Below are 16668 nucleotides of genomic sequence, written 5' to 3' on the forward strand. Positions count from 1 at the left end.
ACGCGAGTGCACGGCATCCCGTCGAGTGCACGGCTTGTTCGCGTCGGAAAGCCGTGCGCTCGGCAGCATCCCGTGCACTCGGCGAGCGGGAGGGGGCTGGGTGCGGGCGCGGCGCGCGCGGCGCGGCGCGGCGCGGCGCGGCGCGGCGCGCGCGGGTTACTGCTGCAGGTCGGGGTACAGGGGGAAGGCTGCGGCGAGCGTGTCGACGCGAGCACGGAGCGTCTCGACGTCGGCCCCGGGGATCAGAGCGAGCGCGATGATGTCGGCGACCTCGGTGAACTCGGCGTCGCCGAATCCGCGCGTGGCGAGCGCGGGCGTGCCGATGCGCAGACCCGAGGTGACCATCGGCGGGCGCGGGTCGTTGGGGACCGCGTTGCGGTTCACGGTGATGTGGATGTCGTGCAGCAGGTCTTCGGCCTGCTTGCCGTCGATCTCGGCGTCACGCAGGTCGACCAGCACCAGGTGCACCTCGGTGCCGCCCGAGCGCACGGCGATGCCGGCGTCGGCGACGTCCTGCTGCGACAGACGCTCGGCGATCAGAGCGGCACCGCGCAGGGTGCGCTCCTGGCGCTCCTTGAACTCGGGAGTGGCGGCGAGCTTGAACGCGGTCGCCTTCGCGGCGATCACGTGCATGAGGGGGCCGCCCTGCTGTCCCGGGAACACGGCCGTGTTGATCTTCTTGGCGAGGTCGGCGTCGTTGGTCAGGATGAAGCCCGAGCGCGGGCCGCCGATCGTCTTGTGCACGGTCGACGAGACGACGTGCGCGTGCGGCACGGGGTTCGGGTGCAGGCCGGCGGCGACCAGACCGGCGAAGTGCGCCATGTCGACCCAGAGCAGCGCGCCCACCTCGTCGGCGATCGCGCGGAACGCGGCGAAGTCGAGCGTGCGGGGGTAGGCCGACCAGCCGGCGATGATGACCTTCGGCTTGTGCTCGATCGCGAGGCGACGCACCTCGTCCATGTCGATGATCGACGTCTCGGGGTTCACGCCGTAGGCGACGATGTTGTACAGACGACCCGAGAAGTTGATCTTCATGCCGTGCGTCAGGTGACCGCCCTGGTCGAGCGACAGCCCGAGCAGCGTGTCGCCGGGCCGGGCGATCGCGTGCAGGACGGCGGCGTTGGCCGAGGCGCCCGAGTGCGGCTGGACGTTGGCGAACTCCGAGCCGAACAGGCTCTTGGCCCGCTCGATCGCCAGTTCCTCGGCGACGTCGACCTCTTCGCAGCCGCCGTAGTAGCGGCGTCCGGGGTAGCCCTCGGCGTACTTGTTGGTGAGCACCGAGCCCTGCGCCTGCAGGATCGAGACGGGAACGAAGTTCTCGGATGCGATCATCTCGAGGAACGTCTGCTGGCGCGCGAGTTCGCGATCCAGAACCTGGGCGATCTCGGGATCGACCTCGGAGAGCGGGGCGTGGAAGTAACGGTCGGTCATGATGACAAGCTCCTCTGACGACGGATTCGACGGATTCGAAGGGTGTACCGATCGGCCCAGGCGCGCGGTCGAATTTTCCGTGGTCAGCCGCTCCCCGGTGGTAGCCCACCCAGACGCCAGTCGCGACGGTTACGAGCATAGTGGATTTCCCCTGCGCACCAGGCGATGCGCGAGGTAGGTTTTGTTCATGGTCCTTCCCCATTCCCTCCCTCTCGTTCCCCTCCCCTCCGACGCCGTCGCCGGAGAGGGACGGATGCTGCTCGGCGCGACGTCGCGCGTGCTCGGCGTCTCCCCCGTGGTGGCGCACCTCACCGACGCCATCGCCGCGCGCAGCGGCATCGCCGTCGCCTCCACCATCGACGGCGACCCCACCGCGGGCGACATCGCGCTGCGGATCGATCCCGCCGCAGGCCCATCCGAGAGCTACACACTGCGCGTCGCCGAGCACGTCGAGATCACCGGCGCCGACGAGGCCGGCCTCTTCTACGGCGTGCAGACGCTGCGCCAGCTGCTGCGCGAGGACGACGACGGCTGGGGCATCCTGCACGCCGAGATCAGCGACAGCCCCCGCTTCGTCCATCGCGGTGTGATGCTCGACGTGGTGCGCCACTTCTTCGGCGTCGACGAGGTCAAGAAGTTCATCGACGCCACGAGCGCACTCAAGTTCAACCGCCTGCACCTGCACCTCAGCGACGACCAGGGGTGGCGGGTGCACATCGACTCGTGGCCGCTGCTCACCGAGCGCGCCTCGTCGACCGCGGTCGACGGAGCGCCGGGCGGCTTCTACACGAAGGACGACTATCGCGAACTGGTCGACTACGCCGCCGCGCATCACATGGTGCTGATCCCCGAGATCGATCTGCCGGGGCACACGCACGCGATCGGCGTCGCCTATCCCGAGCTCGTCGAGGATCCGGTGCTGAGCGACGCGCTGATCACCGCCTCCGAGCGCCGCGGAGAGGCTCTTCCGATCGCCGGCGAGCCGTATCAGGGCTGGGCCGTCGGGCACTCCAGCGTGCGCATCCACGACGAGCGCACCTACGGGTTCGTGGCCGACGTGGTGCGTGAGCTCGCGGAGATGACGCCCGGGGCCTGGCTGCACATCGGCGGCGACGAGTCGCTCGGCACCCCGCAGGCGGACTTCGACCTGTTCGTCGAGCGCGCGACGCAGATCGTCGTGGATGCCGGCAAGACGCCGGTCGCGTGGCACGAGGTGGGAGCGGCCGCCGACATCGCGCAGGGCACGATCGGTCAGTACTGGGGCAAGACCACGCCCGAGGACTCGCACGCGACCGAGGCTGCGCACTTCGTCGAGCGGGGCGGGGCGCTGATCATGTCGCCCGCCGACGCCGCGTACCTCGACATGAAGTACACGGCCGACTTCCCGCTCGGGCTCACGTGGGCGGGCGTCGTCGATGTGCGCTCCTCCTACGAGTGGGAGCCGACCGCGATCCTCGACGTGCCCGAGTCGGCGATCCTCGGCGTCGAAGCGCCCCTGTGGTCCGAGACGACGCGCACCTACAGCGAGGTCGAGCAGCTGGTCTTCCCGCGGGCCGCCGCGCAGGCCGAGATCGCCTGGTCGCCGCAGCGGGCACCCGGGCGCACGTGGGAGTCGTTCCGCGCGCGGCTCGGAGCGCTCGCGCCGCTGTGGAAGGCTGAGTCGATCGACTTCCACCCCGCCGACGATGTTCCCTGGAGCGAGCGATGACCGTGCATTCCTCTGCCACCGGATCCCTGCTGATCCACTCCGTCCGACTCGTCGATGCAGGCGAGATCGTCGACGACGCCTGGCTCCGCATCGAAGACGGCCTGGTGGTCGCGCGGGGAACCGGGGCCGACTGGGCGCCCGCCGACGAGGTCGTCGACGCCACCGAGGTCGCCGGCGCGGGTGCCCTGCTGACGCCCGGGTTCGTCGACATCCACGGACACGGCGGAGCGGGATTCTCCTTCGATGACGGAGTCGACGCGATCCGCGCCGCGCGTGCGCTGCACCGATCGCACGGCACCACGCGCGCCGTCATCTCGCTCGTGACCGCACCGCTCGACGACCTCGCCCGCAGCGTCTCGCTGATCGCGGATCTCACCGAGACGGATGCCGACATCCTCGGCTCGCACTTGGAGGGGCCGTTCCTCGATCCGGGCCACCACGGTGCGCACGAGCCGTCGCTCCTGCGCACCCCCGTGGCGAGCGACGTCGCCGGACTCCTCGCTGCCGGCCGCGGCACCATCCGCCAGGTCACGATCGCACCGGAGCTGCCGGGCGGACTCGACGCCATCCGTCAGATCGTCGCCTCCAGAGCTGCCGCCGCCGTGGGGCACACCGACGCCGACGCCGAGACCGCCCGCGCGGCGTTCGCCGCAGGCGCCTCGATCCTCACGCACGCGTTCAACGCGATGCCCGGCATCCACCACCGCGCCCCGGGGCCCGTCCTCGCCGCCGCGGCCGACCACCGCGTGGTGCTCGAGGCCATCGCCGACGACGTGCACCTCGACCCGCACATCATCGCGCTGCTGTTCGCGACCGCCCCCGGGCGTGTGGCCCTGGTCACCGACGCCATGGCCGCCGCGGGCAGCGCCGACGGGCACTACGACCTCGGCGCGGTCAGCGTGACGGTCACCGAAGGGATCGCGCGCGCCGATGACACCGGTTCGATCGCCGGTTCGACCCTGACGCAGGACGTCGCGCTGCAGCGCGCAGTGCACGCCGGGGTGCCGCTCGCCGACGCGGTGCGGGCGCTGACCGAGACGCCGGCGCGGGCCATCGGCCTCGACGCGCAGCTCGGAAGACTGAGCGGCGGACGCATCGGCGACGCCGTGCTGCTGGATGGCGAGCTGCGCGTCGTCCGCGTATGGCAGGCAGGGCACCTCTCTGCGTGAGGCCCGCCCGCTCATCGCGAGACGACGCGCAGCTCTGCGCTCTCCGGTTCGTCGACTGCCTCGGTGACCACCGTTTCCCCAGATTGAGTGGACCGCCGCAATCAGAGTGAGGGGCCGGGAGCTCCTCCCCCGAGGATCCCGACCCACCCAGCCGATGCGGCTCTCACCGCATCGGCGCCTGAACTCCGCCCCCCGGTGGAATTCGTACGGCTGTCTCTATGGGATGAGACGAAGGCGCGTCCGATTCATTACGCGGACTCGGGAGATATTTTTCAGCCCCGGGGAGCATTCTCGGAAGAAACTGCCAGGGACCTGGACTTCTTCAACGCCGAGCAGGCCGGAAGTTTTTCGAGAAGGGGTGGTGACACGATCCCTTCCGAGGGACAATGGGAATGACGCGTGATGAAAACCCCTCCACCGCGTCTCTCTTGCGAGGGCACACGAATGCCCCGAACAGATTGATGGACGTGCACGAAAACCCTGCTGACCACGCGCCGATCGCCGACGCCGATCTCATCCTCCGCACCCGCTCCGGCGACACGGAGGCGTTCGGCGAACTATGGCGTCGCCACTACCCGTCGGGAATCGTCGTCGCGCGATCCGTGACGTCGTCGATCGACCCGGACGATCTCGTGCAGGAGTCGTACACCCGCATCTACCAGGCGATCGTGAAGGGCGGCGGACCCAACGGCTCGTTCCGCGCGTACCTGTTCACCAGCATCCGCAACACGGCAGCCGCATGGGGACGCGCGCGCCGCGACTCGGCGATCGACGAGCTCGACGCGATCGCCGATCCCGACAGCACCGATCAGGCGGCGAACGACGCCCTCGACCGCAGCCTCACGGCGCAGGCCTTCCGCAGCCTCCCGTCCCGGTGGCAGGAAGTGCTCTGGTACACCGAGATCGAGCAGATGAAGCCGCAGGAGGTCGCTCCCCTGCTGGGCATGAAGTCCGGTGCGGTGGCGCAGCTGGCGTTCCGTGCGCGTGAGGGCCTGCGTGAGGCATGGATCCAGGCGCATCTGCGCAGTGCCGCTCCCGACTCCGACTGCCAGTGGACGATCGAGCACCTCGGCGCGTACTCGCGCGGCAATCTCAGCACCCGCGACCACAAGCGCCTCGAACTGCACCTGAACGACTGCGCACGGTGCATGATCGTCGCGGCCGAGGCCAAAGACGTCTCGATGCGGCTCGGACTCGTTCTCCTGCCGCTCGTGCTCGGCATCAGCGGCTCCGCCGGATACCTCGCAGCGCTGCAGGGCGGCGGCGCACAGATCGCCGCACTCGTGGCTCCCGCGGGCATCCCCGCCTCGGTCTTCGCGAGCGCCACTGCCGTGGCTGCCGCGGGCGGAGCTGGATCCAGTGCTGCTTCCGGTGGTACCGGTTCCGGTGCGGGTGTCGGCGTGACCGGCGGCGCCGGAGCAGGCACCGGCATGGGGGCCGCCACGGGTGGCATCCTCACCGGCATGGGAGCGCTGGTCGGCGCCGGATCCGCCGCGCTCGTGGTGGCGGGCGTCGTCGCCGCGGCCACCATCATCCCCGGGCTCGCCGGCGTCAATCCCGCGACCTCGCTGCCGAGCGCCGGCGACGTGGACTCGTCGTCGATCGCCTCGGACGTCGCTCCCGACGACTCGATGAACACCGAGAAGCCGGTCGTCATCGAAGAGAAACCGCCGGTGCAGGACGAGCCGACCCCGCCGGTCGAGGATGACACCGACGACACCGACGGCGGCGGCGATGTCGCGCCGGCCGAGCCCGTCGAGACCTCGGCGCCGGTGACCGCTCCGCCCGTCAGCGATCCGGTGGTCACGCCCCCGGTGACGGATGACACGAACACGCCTGTCGACCCTCCCCCTCCCGTGGATCCCACCGATCCCACGGAGCCGGTGGATCCGACCGACCCGACCGACCCGACCGACCCGACCGACCCCACGGACCCGACCGAGCCCACGGACCCCACGGACCCGACAGACCCCACGGACCCGACAGACCCGACAGACCCGACAGACCCGACCGATCCGACCGGCCCCGCCGTGCCGACCGAGGCACCGACCTGGGGCACGGCCAGCCTGTGGCTGGACAGCGAGCTCGTGCTGCACTACGCCGTTCCGGTGCAGGGCGTGCCCGGCAACACGATCGAAGCGTTCCTCGGCAGCGGCGGGGGCGGACAGACCGTCGTGCTCGACGCCAACGGCGCCGGCACGGTCGACCTGCGCCCCACCCTGTGGCAGATCCTCGAGCCGACGGCCACGACGGTCACGTTCCGCTACGTGCTCGCGACCGGCGAGGCCCCGTTCGCGCAGACCACGCTGGCTGAACTGACGAGCGGACTGATCGATTCCCCCGTGGATGACGTCATCCCGGCAGACGAAGTCGCAGCGACCAGCGTCGCACCTGTGGTCCCGGCCCCGCCCGTCGCCGAGACTGCACCGGCTGCGCCATCCTCCCCCGTCGTCGAACCGGCTCCCACGCCCGTCGTCGAGCCCACGCCCGCACCCGTCGAAGAACCCGCGCCCGTCGTCGAGCCCACTCCCGTCGTCGATCCCGCGCCCGTCGTCGATCCCGCACCCGCAGAACCCGAGCCAGCACCCGCACCCATCGTCGCCACGGCCGACCAGCCCGCGAGCGCCGAATAGACTGGGACGATGCCCTCGGAACCTGCTCCCGTACCCGGCGTCGAGCGTCCGGTCATCACCGTTCTCGACGTGGTCCGCGCCATCATCCTGGTGATCGCGATGGGAACGCTCGCCCTGTGGGGTTTCGCGACGTGGCCGCTGCCCTGGAACATCGTGGTCGGCATCGGCGCTCCGATCGCCGTGCTGCTGGTCTGGGCGCTGTTCCTCTCGCCGCGGCCGGTGCTGCGCGTGCATCCGTTCCTGCGGGCGATCGTCGAGGTGCTGATCTCTGTGAGCGTCACGATCGCGTGGTGGTCCATGGACCAGGCGCTGATCGGCTCCGCCTTCGCCGTGGTGGCGATCGCGGCCGGGGTCATGACCGGGCGACGCTCTCTGTCATGACACCCCTGGAGTTGCTCCAGGCCGCCCTGGGCCCTCTCGTCGACGTCGACCCGGCAGCGCTCGACGCCGCTCGCGCGGACCGGTCCGGCCATGCGGCCCCCGAGCGTCCCCTGGCCATCGTGCACGCCGAGACCGTGGAGCACGTGCAGGAGACCCTGCGCATCGCCACCGCCACCCGCACCCCCGTCGTCGTCCGCGGCGCGGGCACCGGGCTCGCCGGCGCCGCCAATGCGGGCGCGGGCGAGATCGTCCTCTCGACCCTGCGCATGGCGGCGCTGCTCGAGGTGCGCCCCGATGACCTGCTCGCGGTGGTGGAGCCCGGCATCCTCAACGCCGAGCTCAACCGTCAGCTCGCCGAGCACGGCGTCTGGTGGGCGCCCGACCCCGCGAGCCGCGACATCTCCACCGTCGGCGGCAACATCGCGACGGGCGCGGGAGGGCTGCTCTGCGCCAAGTACGGTGTCGTCCGCGACGCGGTGCTCGGCGTCGACCTCGTGCTCGCCGACGGTCGGCTGGTGCATCTCGGCCATCGCAGCGTGAAGGGTGTCACCGGTCTCGATCTGACCTCGCTCGTGATCGGCTCCGAGGGCACGCTCGGCGTGGTCGTCGGCGCGACTCTCAAGCTGCGACGACTGGTCGTCGGACCGGTGTGCACGATCGCCGCCACCTTCCCCGATGTGCGCACGGCGGCCGCAGCCTCCGCCGCCGTCACGGCCGCCGGGGTGCAGCCAGCGATCATGGAGCTGATGGATGCCGCGAGCCTCACCGCGGTGCACGCACTCCTCGCGCTGCCCGCTCCGCCGCCCGGCGCCGCGCAGCTGACGATCCAGACCGACGGTCCGGCGGCCGTCTCCGAGGCCGAGACGATCGCCACCGTCCTGCAGGCGCATCAGGGAGCGACCGTCCTCACGCAGGACCCCGTCGAGGGTGAGCGTCTGCTCGCTATCCGGCGCTCGATGCATGCCGCGATGGCGTCGCTGGGCACCACCCTGATCGAAGACGTGTCGGTGCCGCGCAGCGCCATGCCGGCGATGTTCGACGAGATCGCCCGCATCGAGCGGGAGTACGGGCTGCCCATCCCCACGGTCGCGCACGCCGGCGACGGCAACCTGCATCCGAACTTCATCTTCGAGGGCACCGAGACCCCCGCCCAGGTGTGGGCCGCAGCCGACGAGCTGTTCCGCGCCGCGATCCGCCTGGGCGGAACGCTCACCGGCGAGCACGGCATCGGCGTGCTGAAGCGCCGCTGGCTGGCCGACGAGCTCGGCGAGACGCAGTGGGAGCTGCAGCGCCAGATCGCGCGGGTGTTCGACCCGCTGGGCATCCTCAACCCCGGCAAGGTCTTCGATCCGGCATCCGAGATCCATGCCTGACATCCACGTCAGCGCCGCCGTGATCGTCGATGCGGCCGACCGGGTGCTCGTGGTCCGCAAGCACGGCACCGTGCGCTTCATGCAGCCCGGCGGCAAGCCCGAGGCCGGCGAGGATGCGACGCAGACGCTGATCCGCGAACTCGACGAGGAACTGGGCCTGCAGCTCAGCCCGAGCGACCTGACGCCGCTGGGCACCTTCGTGTCGGCCGCGGCCAACGAGCCGGGGCACCGGGTGATCGCCGCCGCCTTCGCCGTGTCGATCGACCCCGCGTCGGTGCGCGTTCAGGCCGAGCTCGCCGAACTGCGCTGGATCACTCCCGCCGACCTCGACTCGCTGCCGCTCGCGCCGCTCAGCCTCGAGCACCTGCTCCCGCTCGCCTGGCCGCTGTTGCCCCGCAGCTGAGGCGCTGACCGCCGGGTCAGATGCCCTGCCACTCCGGCTTGTTGGCGAAGGTGTACCGGTAGTAGTCGGCCAGCTTCAGGCGCGACGCCGCCGCCTCGTCGACCACGACGGTCGCATGAGGGTGCAGCTGGATCGCGGAACCGGGCAGGATCGCCGAGAGCGGACCCTCGACGGCGTCGGCGACCGCCTGCGCCTTGCCTTCACCGAAGGCCAGCAGCACGAGGTGCCGCGCCTTCAGGATGGTGCCCAGACCCTGCGTGATGCAGTGCCGGGGCACGTCGTCGATCGAGTCGAAGAAGCGGGCGTTGTCGGCACGCGTCTGCTCGGTGAGCGTCTTCACGCGGGTCTGCGAGGCGAACGACGAGCCGGGCTCGTTGAAGCCGATGTGGCCGTCGGTGCCGATCCCGAGGATCTGCAGGTCGACCCCGCCGGCCGCGGCGATCGCGGCCTCGTAGTCGTCGCCGGCGCGCTGGATCGTGTCGACCGCGCCGTTGGGCACCTGGATGCGCTGCGGGTCGAGTCCGAGCGGCTCGATGACCTCGCGCGTGATGACCGAACGGTAGCTCTCGGGATGAGCCGGGTCGAGCCCGACGTACTCGTCGAGGGCGAAGCCGCGCACCTGCGACAGATCGCGTCCCGCGAGCTGCTGCCGGAGCGCCTCGTAGACGGGGAGCGGAGTGGACCCGGTGGCCAGTCCCAGCACGGCGTCGGGGCGCTGAGCGATGAGCTCCGCGATCTCGGCGGCGACGAGAGCTCCGGCCGCCTCCTTGCTCTCGACGATGACGACCTCAGCCATGGGACACGATCTCCTTCTCGGTGACGGAAGCGCCGACGAGCGCGGCGCCGAAAGCGGCGGCGGGTGACCCGGACGACAGCATCTCGATCCTTTCATCCAGGTGCAGAGACCTCATGAACGATGACGTCTCGGCGTCGGCGAGCAGCGACTGTCGGATGCCGGCGGCCAGGGTGTCGCCGAGTGCGGTCAGACCGCCTCCGATGATGACGGTCTCGACATCGGCCGACAGCACCAGCACGCGGACCGCAGCGGCAGCGCCGCGATACAGGTCGGAGCGCAGGGCGAGCGCCTGCGGATCACCGGCATCGGCGGCATCCATGATGTCCTTGACCGGCAGCGCGCCGGGGCGACCCCACGCGCGAGCCAGGGCTCCTCCGCCGCAGAACGTCTCGACGCAGCCGTGCTGGCCGCAGCCGCAGAGCCGTCCGTTCGGGTCGACCGAGATGTGGCCGACCTCGCCGGCCGTGCCGCGGGCTCCGCGCCAGATCCGACCGTCGATGACGATGCCGGCCGCCACGCCCGTGCCCAGGTTCAGGTACGCCATCGAGCCCGTCGCGCCACGGAGCGTCGCTGCCCCCAGCGCTGCAGCCTTCACGTCGTTCTCGATGCGGAAGGGCACGCCGAGCGCGGCTTCGGCTCGTACGGCGAGGTCGAGCGATTCGACTCCGAGGTTGACGGCGTGCAGCACCCGGCCGGTGTCGGCGTCGACCAGCCCGGGAATGCCGATGCCGACCGACGCGATGTCCGACACCGCGAATCCGGTCTCGTGCGCGAGCGCGGTCACGGCGAGCACGATGCTCTCGACCACCGCCTCATCGCCCCAGCCGGTGGGCCGTCGCAGGCGTCCGAGGATCTCCCCGGCGGGGTCGACCGCGACCGCGTCGATCTTGGTGCCGCCGACGTCGAGGCCCACACGGATGCCCCGACCGTCGAGGTCGGTGAGGTCGGCGAAGGTCATCGGATACGACTCCCGCAGAGTGTCAGCGCGGCCCTCACGAGACGCCCAGCTGAGCGGAGAGCACCATCACGGCGGCACCGCGCAACACGATGTCCTCCTGGACGGTCAGGCGGATGAGGGTGTCCTCGAACACGCCTTCCAGCGTGCGGGCGTGCAGGGTCTCGATCGCGGAATCGATCAGGATGCCGTCGAGCAGATCGGCAGGTCCCGAGACGACGACCTCGGAGAGATCGAGGGCGGCCACGATGGGCGCGATCGCGATCCCCATCCGCGTGCCGGCGTCGCGCAGGATCGCATCGCGCGCGCTCGGGTCGTCGGCGAGCGCCTGCCGCAGGCGTGTGACGCTGAGCCAGGCCTCGAGGCATCCGTCCTTGCCGCAGGCGCAGCGCGGGCCGCCGTCGGTGCCGACCACGACGTGGCCGATCTCACCGGCGGCGAAGCGGCTGCCCAGCAGTGACTGGCTGCCGGTGATGACGCCGGCTCCGACGCCGCGACCGATCTTGATCAGCATGAAGTCGGCCTTGGCGTCGCCGAAGGTGTACTCGGCGAGCACGGCGGCGTTGGCGTCATTGCGCGCAAGCACGGGCAGCGAGAGGTCGGCGCTGAGCTTGGCTTCGAGTGGGAAGTCGGTCCACGCGAGGTTCGGCGAGCTGAGTACGAGCCCGTCCGGGCGCACGACGCCCGGCGTTCCGATGCCCACGCCGAGCAGCGGCTGTGACGACGCGGCGACGAGCTGGCGCGCCAGCTCGAGGGTCGCGGCGTATGCGGCCTCGCCGTCGGGTGCCTCGGGGCGGGCGACCTCGCGGCGTTCGAGCACGTCGCCGTCGAGGCTCAGCACGGCGCCCACGAAGGCGTTCGGCCCCGAGAGGTCGAGCCCGATGATCTGGTGCCCGACGCGATCGATGTCGATCAGGATCGGAGGTTTGCCGGGGCCCACGGTCTCACGGATGCCCATCTCGAGCACGATGCCGTCGGCGATGAACTCGGCGACGAGGTCGGAGATCGTCACCCGGGTCAGCCCGGTCTCGCGCGAGAGGTCGGCGCGACTCATCGCACCCGCGTGGTACAGCGTCTGCAGCACGAGCGCGCGGTTGTGCCCGCGTGCGTGTTCGGGAAGCACCTTCGAGCGCGAGCGCAGATGGCGCCCGGGGCCGAAGGCATGGGTGTTCCCGCCGACGTACTCAGCCGTCATGGCGGGACGCGATTCATCCGAAGCGGACATGTTTGTTAGTAGACCTTACGAACAGCGATTGTGCAACTCCCGCTCCGCGGTGCGCGGGCGGGGTTACCGAAACGTTACTTCTTCTGAACTCGTCCCTCGGCCGCTTCCGCGGCCCGAGCGACGAGTCGCTCGACCAGCCCCGCGACGATCTGCTCACGGGTCTGGATCGTCATCGGCTTCTCCGCCACCCCCGGGCGACGCTGATCGATTATCGGGCCGTCGAGGGGACGATACCGCACCCCGGCCGCCGCGAGCCGACGCAGATGCGTCGGAAGGCGTCGGGCGAAGTCCGGGTAGTCCCCCGCGTCCCCGCCCTCCCACAGACGTTCGGCGATCGCGGCGAGCCGAGGGAACGCCGCGAAGTCCACGCGATCCCTCGTCGGCAGGTGCTCGGTCCAGATGTTCGCCTGTCCGCCCACCACGCCTTCGGGGATACGCAGGGTGTACGCGCGCTCGATCGTCAGCGGCGGCCCGACACGGATCGGCTCGTCCTCCGACTCCGACTGCGCGTAGTCGAGATAGACCTCGAGGTCGGGGCACGCGATCACCGGAATGCCGCGGCGCACCGCCTCGCGCAGGGCCACCGGTCCCCGCCAGGCCAGGATGCGCACGCCCTCGGGCACCTCGCCCTCGAGCACCTCGTCCCAGGCGAGCGCGGTGCGTCCGCGGCTGCGCACATGCGCGACGAACTGCGCGGTGAACCAGGGCTGCACGTCGTGAGGGGTCGCGAGGCCGAGTGCGCGCATGCGCTCCCCCGCCGCCGCGCTCTTCTCCCACTCGGTCACCGGCACCTCGTCGCCGCCGATGCCGATCCACTCCGAGTCGAACACGTCGCACAGCGCGTCGATGGCGGCCCGACCGAAGGCGAGCGACTCGTCCGTCGGCGCCAGCGTGCGCGGATTGACACCGAAACGCTCCCAGGGTGCGGTCACAGGCTCACCGACGTCGGTGTTGCCGAGCTCGGGGTAGGCGGCCAGCGCCGCCTGCACGTGACCGGGCAGTTCGACCTCGGGGACCAGCGTCACGAATCGCGCGGCGGCGTAGTCGACCAGCGCGCGCAGCTCAGCCGTCGTGTAGTGCCCCTCGTGCACCCCGGTTTCGACCCTCGCATGCACGCCGTGACCGACCTGGGTCGCCTCGCGGCGAGCGCCGATCTCGGTCAGCCGCGGGTAGCCCGGCACCTCGAAGCGCCAGCCCTGGTCATCGGTCAGATGCAGGTGCAGCACGTTCAGGTGGTGCTCGGCCAGCAGATCGATCAGGCGACGGACGTCGGCGGCGGGACGGAAGTGGCGGGCGACGTCGAGCATGGCCCCGCGCCAGGCCGAGGCGGGCGACCCCTCCCACACTCCGGCGGGCAGCCGCACTGCGGCATCGGCGGCGGTTTCAGGAGAGCGCAGCTGACGCAGCGTGGTCACGCCGCGGAACACACCGGCGGGCGTCGCTCCGACGATCTCGACGCCGTCGGCCGCGATGGTCACCCGGAAGGCCTCGTCTCCGATGCGGCCGGCGGCGGCGGCATCCGCTCCGACCTCGGCGTCCACGCGCAGCCGGATGGCGGGCTCATCCCGGCGCGCGGGGTCGCCGGCGCCGAGCCGGGCGACCGCGTGCGCGAGAGACGGATGACCGTCGACATCGGCCTCGACCGGTGTCTGCGGCGTCCAGACGAACCCCGGCACGGTCGGATCGATGCGCGAGGCGATGTGCGGCACGGTCGCGCGGTGCGGTGCCGGCGCCATGCGCAGCGCCTGCCCCGGCGTGCGCCCGGTGACCTCGCCGTTCGACACGACAGCGACCCCGGAGACCAAGACCTCGTGCACCCCGATCGGACGCTCGAGAGGGGACTCGAACGTCGCCCCGGCGGCGATCGTCTGCGGATCGAACAGCACGAGATCGGCCGTGGCTCCCGCTCGGATGATGCCGCGCGGGGCGTCGCCGCGATCGAGCCCGAGCCGCGCCGCCGGTGTGCCGGAGAGATGCCGCACGGCCTCCTCGAGCGTGAGCACTCCGAGCTCCCGCACGTAGTGGCCGAGGTAGCGCGCGAAGGTCCCGCGGCCCCGCGGGTGCGGGCGGGCGCCGATCAGGATGCCGTCGCTCCCGGCGGTGTGCCGCGGATGCCGCATGATCTCGCGCACGTTGTCCTCGTCACCGATGTGCATGAGGATGCCGGTGGCTCCCCCGTCGGCGATGATCGTGTCGATCACGACGTCCACTGCGCGTCGTCCTGACGTCTCGGCGATCTCCGCCACCGTGCGGCCGACGAGATCGGAGAGTACGGGGTTGGCGGTGCCCGAGATCTGGATCTCGGTCCAGTCCGCCCGCTCGCCGTGGAAGCCGTCGCAGCCGATCTCCTCCAGCTCGACGCGCACCCGCTCGCGCTCCGCGGCATCGAGCCCGATGAGCACCCGCACGAGGTCGCCGCCCTCGGCGAGGCGGCTGGGCAGTAGCGCCGACAGCGTGGTCGCCCCGGGCAGGTACGGGTAGGTGTCGAGCGTCACGTCGACGCCGTCGGCGATCGCCTCGTCGACCAGCGTGAGAAGTTCTCGCGCCCGGCCGCGGTTCGGCGTGAAGTTCATGGTCGCGTGGGTCAGGTGGATCGGGCATCCCGTGCGGCGACCGATGTCGAGCGCCTCCTGGTAGGCCGCCAGCGCGCCGCCCCCGTAGCTGCGCGTGTGGGGCGCCCAGTACCCGCCACGCTCGGCGACGACCGTGCACAGCGCCTCGAGCTCGGCCGTGTCGGCGTACATGCCCGGGGTGTAGGTGAGGCCGCTCGACATACCGAACGCCCCGGCGTCGAGAGCCTCGCCGAGCAGCTCGGCCATGGTCGCGATCTCGGCGGTCGTGGCCGGGCGGTTCTCGTGGCCGACGACCATCATGCGCAGGTTGCCCTGCGGCACGAGGACGGCGGCGTTCGCGACCGCGGCCTCGTCGATCGAGACCAGCAGGTCGCCCATCGTGCGCCAGGGCGCTGCCGCCGGCATCCCGTTCCATCCGGCGATCTGCGCGGGGATGACGGCCGCACACGCCGCGTCGAGCGGGGCGTAGCCGAGCCCGTCCTGACCCAGCACCTCGGTCGTCACACCCTGGCGGATCTTCGCGTCGTGGTCGGCTCCGGTCAGCACTGCCAGCTCGCTGTGCGCGTGCATGTCGATGAATCCGGGCGCGAGGACGAGCCCGCGGGCGTCGACCTCGATGGCTCCGTCAGGCAGCTCGAGGGCCGCGCGATCGGCGTCGTCGTGGCGCAGCACGGCGACGACGCGCGCACCCTCCACCGCGACGTCGGCCTCGTAGCGCGGCGCACCCGTGCCGTCGACCACGTTGACACCCCGGTACACGCGCACGCGCCCCTCGGCGGCCTTCTCGGCGCTCAGAAGCATGTCGCCACCGCTCCGATCACGCGCGGGTCGTCGGCATCCGGATCGTCGATCACCGCGACCACGCGCCACTTGTCGAAGGCCGTGCACGGGTGCGAGAGTCCGAGGCGCACGACGTCGCCGACCGCCGCGCTCTCTCCGGCGGCGAGCCGCAGGAACGCGTGCTGGTCGTTCAGGGCCGTGATCTCGCCGCCGACCGACTGCGGCGTCGGCAGGTCGATGTCGAATGGCACATCTCGCCTCCCCGCGTCGAGCAGCGCCAGTCCGTCCTCGGGCTGCGAGAGCACCCGAGACCAGGCGTGCATGGCGGAGCGCAGCGGCGCGGTGCCGACGAGCGGACCGAACGGCGACATGCGCGCGTAGAAACCGTCGTCGTGGATCTGGAAGGCGCCGGAGCGCAGCACCACGTCGGCCGAGTCGCCGTGCGCCGACAGCACGGCCGCTGCCCGGTCGGGGAACGAGCTGCCGCCCGCGCTCAGCACGGGGCGGACGCCCTCGGGATAGGTCAGACGGCGGTGCAGGTCGACGAGCGTCTGCAGATAGGCGTCGACGGCCGCCACGGAGCCCGCGCTGCGATCCGGCCCGAACGGCCCTTCGTAGCCCGTGACACCGGCGAGCCGCAGTCCGGATGCCGCCGACACGGCTGCCGCGATGCGCTCGCCCTCGTCGATCGTGCGCGCCCCGGTGCGTCCAGCGGCTCCGCCGAGTTCGACCAGCACATCGAGCGGCCGCTGCGCGCCGTCGAGCGCGTCGGCGAGGATCTCGACGGTGGCGACCGCGTCGGCCCAGCAGAGGATGCGCAGCTCCGAGTCCGCCGCGAGCAACTCACCCAGGCGTGCGGCAGCCGCCCGGTCGGTGACCGCGTTGGCGATCAGCACCGTCTGCACCCCGGCGTCCACCGCGACTCCGGCCTGCCACGGCGTTGCCACCGAGATGCCCCAGGCGCCCGCATCGAGCAGCCGCTGCCAGAGCGCCGGGGCCATCGTCGTCTTCCCGTGCGGTGCGAGGGCCACGCCCTGCTCGCGCGCCCAGGCGAAGACCGTCTCCTCGTTGTGAGTCAGCGCCGCCTCGTGCACCGTGAGGACGGGGGTCGGCAGCTCCGACAGACGCAGACCCGCCGAGGCGAGCTCCGAGAGCGGGAGGCCGGCCACGCGAGCCGGAAATCCCTTCGCCCAGGCGCCGAGAACGGGATCGGGGATTTGTAGAGGCATCTAACAAGGCTA

12 protein-coding genes and 1 riboswitch are annotated in these 16668 nt (G+C 71.3%); of the genes, 6 read left to right on the forward strand and 6 right to left on the reverse strand.

The features are described from left to right. Positions 1-156: 156 nt before the first annotated feature. On the reverse strand, positions 157-1431 hold the full coding sequence (glyA, locus tag AC2D10_RS06260; protein WP_484711152.1) for a serine hydroxymethyltransferase: 1275 nt from the start codon (positions 1429-1431) through the stop codon (positions 157-159). A gap of 47 nt (positions 1432-1478) precedes the next feature. Further along, a riboswitch (ZMP/ZTP riboswitch) is annotated at positions 1479-1565 on the reverse strand. A 53-nt stretch (positions 1566-1618) separates the two neighbouring features. On the opposite strand from glyA, the gene AC2D10_RS06265 reads away from it, so the two are divergent. The 6 genes from AC2D10_RS06265 to AC2D10_RS06290 all read left to right on the forward strand — a co-directional run bounded on the left by AC2D10_RS06265 (position 1619) and on the right by AC2D10_RS06290 (position 9098). Then, positions 1619-3139 (forward strand): family 20 glycosylhydrolase, encoded by a 1521-nt coding sequence (locus AC2D10_RS06265; protein ID WP_484711153.1) that lies wholly within the window; start codon positions 1619-1621, stop codon positions 3137-3139. Next, the gene (gene nagA, locus AC2D10_RS06270; protein ID WP_484711154.1) at positions 3136-4308 is read left to right on the forward strand and encodes an N-acetylglucosamine-6-phosphate deacetylase; all 1173 of its coding nucleotides are present in this window, start codon (positions 3136-3138) and stop codon (positions 4306-4308) included. Before AC2D10_RS06265 ends, nagA begins: the two co-directional genes overlap by 4 nt. 467 nt (positions 4309-4775) lie before the next feature. Next, positions 4776-6941, forward strand: a complete 2166-nt coding sequence (locus AC2D10_RS06275) for a sigma-70 family RNA polymerase sigma factor (protein ID WP_484711155.1) — start codon at positions 4776-4778, stop codon at positions 6939-6941. 9 nt (positions 6942-6950) lie between these two features. Then, the gene (locus AC2D10_RS06280; RefSeq protein ID WP_484711156.1) at positions 6951-7322 is read left to right on the forward strand and encodes a YrdB family protein; all 372 of its coding nucleotides are present in this window, start codon (positions 6951-6953) and stop codon (positions 7320-7322) included. Further along, positions 7319-8695 carry an FAD-binding oxidoreductase gene (locus AC2D10_RS06285; RefSeq protein ID WP_484711157.1) on the forward strand — a complete coding sequence of 459 codons (1377 nt, stop codon included), beginning with the start codon at positions 7319-7321 and terminating at the stop codon, positions 8693-8695. Before AC2D10_RS06280 ends, AC2D10_RS06285 begins: the two co-directional genes overlap by 4 nt. Then, positions 8688-9098, forward strand: coding sequence for an NUDIX hydrolase (locus tag AC2D10_RS06290; RefSeq protein WP_484711158.1), 411 nt, complete (start codon positions 8688-8690; stop codon positions 9096-9098). The genes AC2D10_RS06285 and AC2D10_RS06290 overlap by 8 nt, the downstream gene beginning before the upstream one ends. Positions 9099-9114: 16 nt before the next feature. Here AC2D10_RS06290 and nagB read toward each other — a convergent pair whose 3' ends face one another. From nagB to AC2D10_RS06315, 5 genes are all read right to left on the reverse strand, one after another. Further along, positions 9115-9894 carry a glucosamine-6-phosphate deaminase gene (nagB, locus tag AC2D10_RS06295; RefSeq protein ID WP_484711159.1) on the reverse strand — a complete coding sequence of 260 codons (780 nt, stop codon included), beginning with the start codon at positions 9892-9894 and terminating at the stop codon, positions 9115-9117. Further along, complete coding sequence (locus AC2D10_RS06300) at positions 9887-10852, reverse strand: ROK family protein (protein ID WP_484711160.1); 966 nt, start codon at positions 10850-10852, stop codon at positions 9887-9889. The genes nagB and AC2D10_RS06300 overlap by 8 nt, the downstream gene beginning before the upstream one ends. Positions 10853-10886: 34 nt before the next feature. Further along, positions 10887-12074: an ROK family transcriptional regulator gene (locus AC2D10_RS06305; RefSeq protein ID WP_484711161.1), complete on the reverse strand. Its 1188-nt coding sequence runs from the start codon at positions 12072-12074 to the stop codon at positions 10887-10889. 74 nt (positions 12075-12148) lie between these two features. Further along, positions 12149-15448, reverse strand: coding sequence for a family 20 glycosylhydrolase (locus AC2D10_RS06310; RefSeq protein ID WP_484711162.1), 3300 nt, complete (start codon positions 15446-15448; stop codon positions 12149-12151). After that, positions 15439-16656 carry a type III PLP-dependent enzyme domain-containing protein gene (locus tag AC2D10_RS06315; RefSeq protein ID WP_484711163.1) on the reverse strand — a complete coding sequence of 406 codons (1218 nt, stop codon included), beginning with the start codon at positions 16654-16656 and terminating at the stop codon, positions 15439-15441. Before AC2D10_RS06315 ends, AC2D10_RS06310 begins: the two co-directional genes overlap by 10 nt. Positions 16657-16668: the final 12 nt, after the last annotated feature.

Source organism: Microbacterium sp. PI-SA-G (genome assembly GCF_057215335.1).

Coding starts and splice junctions, on each gene's coding strand:
- glyA (WP_484711152.1), bottom strand. CDS start 1,431: ATGACCGACCGTTACTTCCACGCCCCGCTCTCCGAGGTCGATCCCGAG.
- AC2D10_RS06265 (WP_484711153.1), top strand. CDS start 1,619: ATGGTCCTTCCCCATTCCCTCCCTCTCGTTCCCCTCCCCTCCGACGCC.
- nagA (WP_484711154.1), top strand. CDS start 3,136: ATGACCGTGCATTCCTCTGCCACCGGATCCCTGCTGATCCACTCCGTC.
- AC2D10_RS06280 (WP_484711156.1), top strand. CDS start 6,951: ATGCCCTCGGAACCTGCTCCCGTACCCGGCGTCGAGCGTCCGGTCATC.
- AC2D10_RS06285 (WP_484711157.1), top strand. CDS start 7,319: ATGACACCCCTGGAGTTGCTCCAGGCCGCCCTGGGCCCTCTCGTCGAC.
- AC2D10_RS06290 (WP_484711158.1), top strand. CDS start 8,688: ATGCCTGACATCCACGTCAGCGCCGCCGTGATCGTCGATGCGGCCGAC.
- nagB (WP_484711159.1), bottom strand. CDS start 9,894: ATGGCTGAGGTCGTCATCGTCGAGAGCAAGGAGGCGGCCGGAGCTCTC.
- AC2D10_RS06300 (WP_484711160.1), bottom strand. CDS start 10,852: ATGACCTTCGCCGACCTCACCGACCTCGACGGTCGGGGCATCCGTGTG.
- AC2D10_RS06305 (WP_484711161.1), bottom strand. CDS start 12,074: ATGTCCGCTTCGGATGAATCGCGTCCCGCCATGACGGCTGAGTACGTC.
- AC2D10_RS06310 (WP_484711162.1), bottom strand. CDS start 15,448: ATGCTTCTGAGCGCCGAGAAGGCCGCCGAGGGGCGCGTGCGCGTGTAC.
- AC2D10_RS06315 (WP_484711163.1), bottom strand. CDS start 16,656: ATGCCTCTACAAATCCCCGATCCCGTTCTCGGCGCCTGGGCGAAGGGA.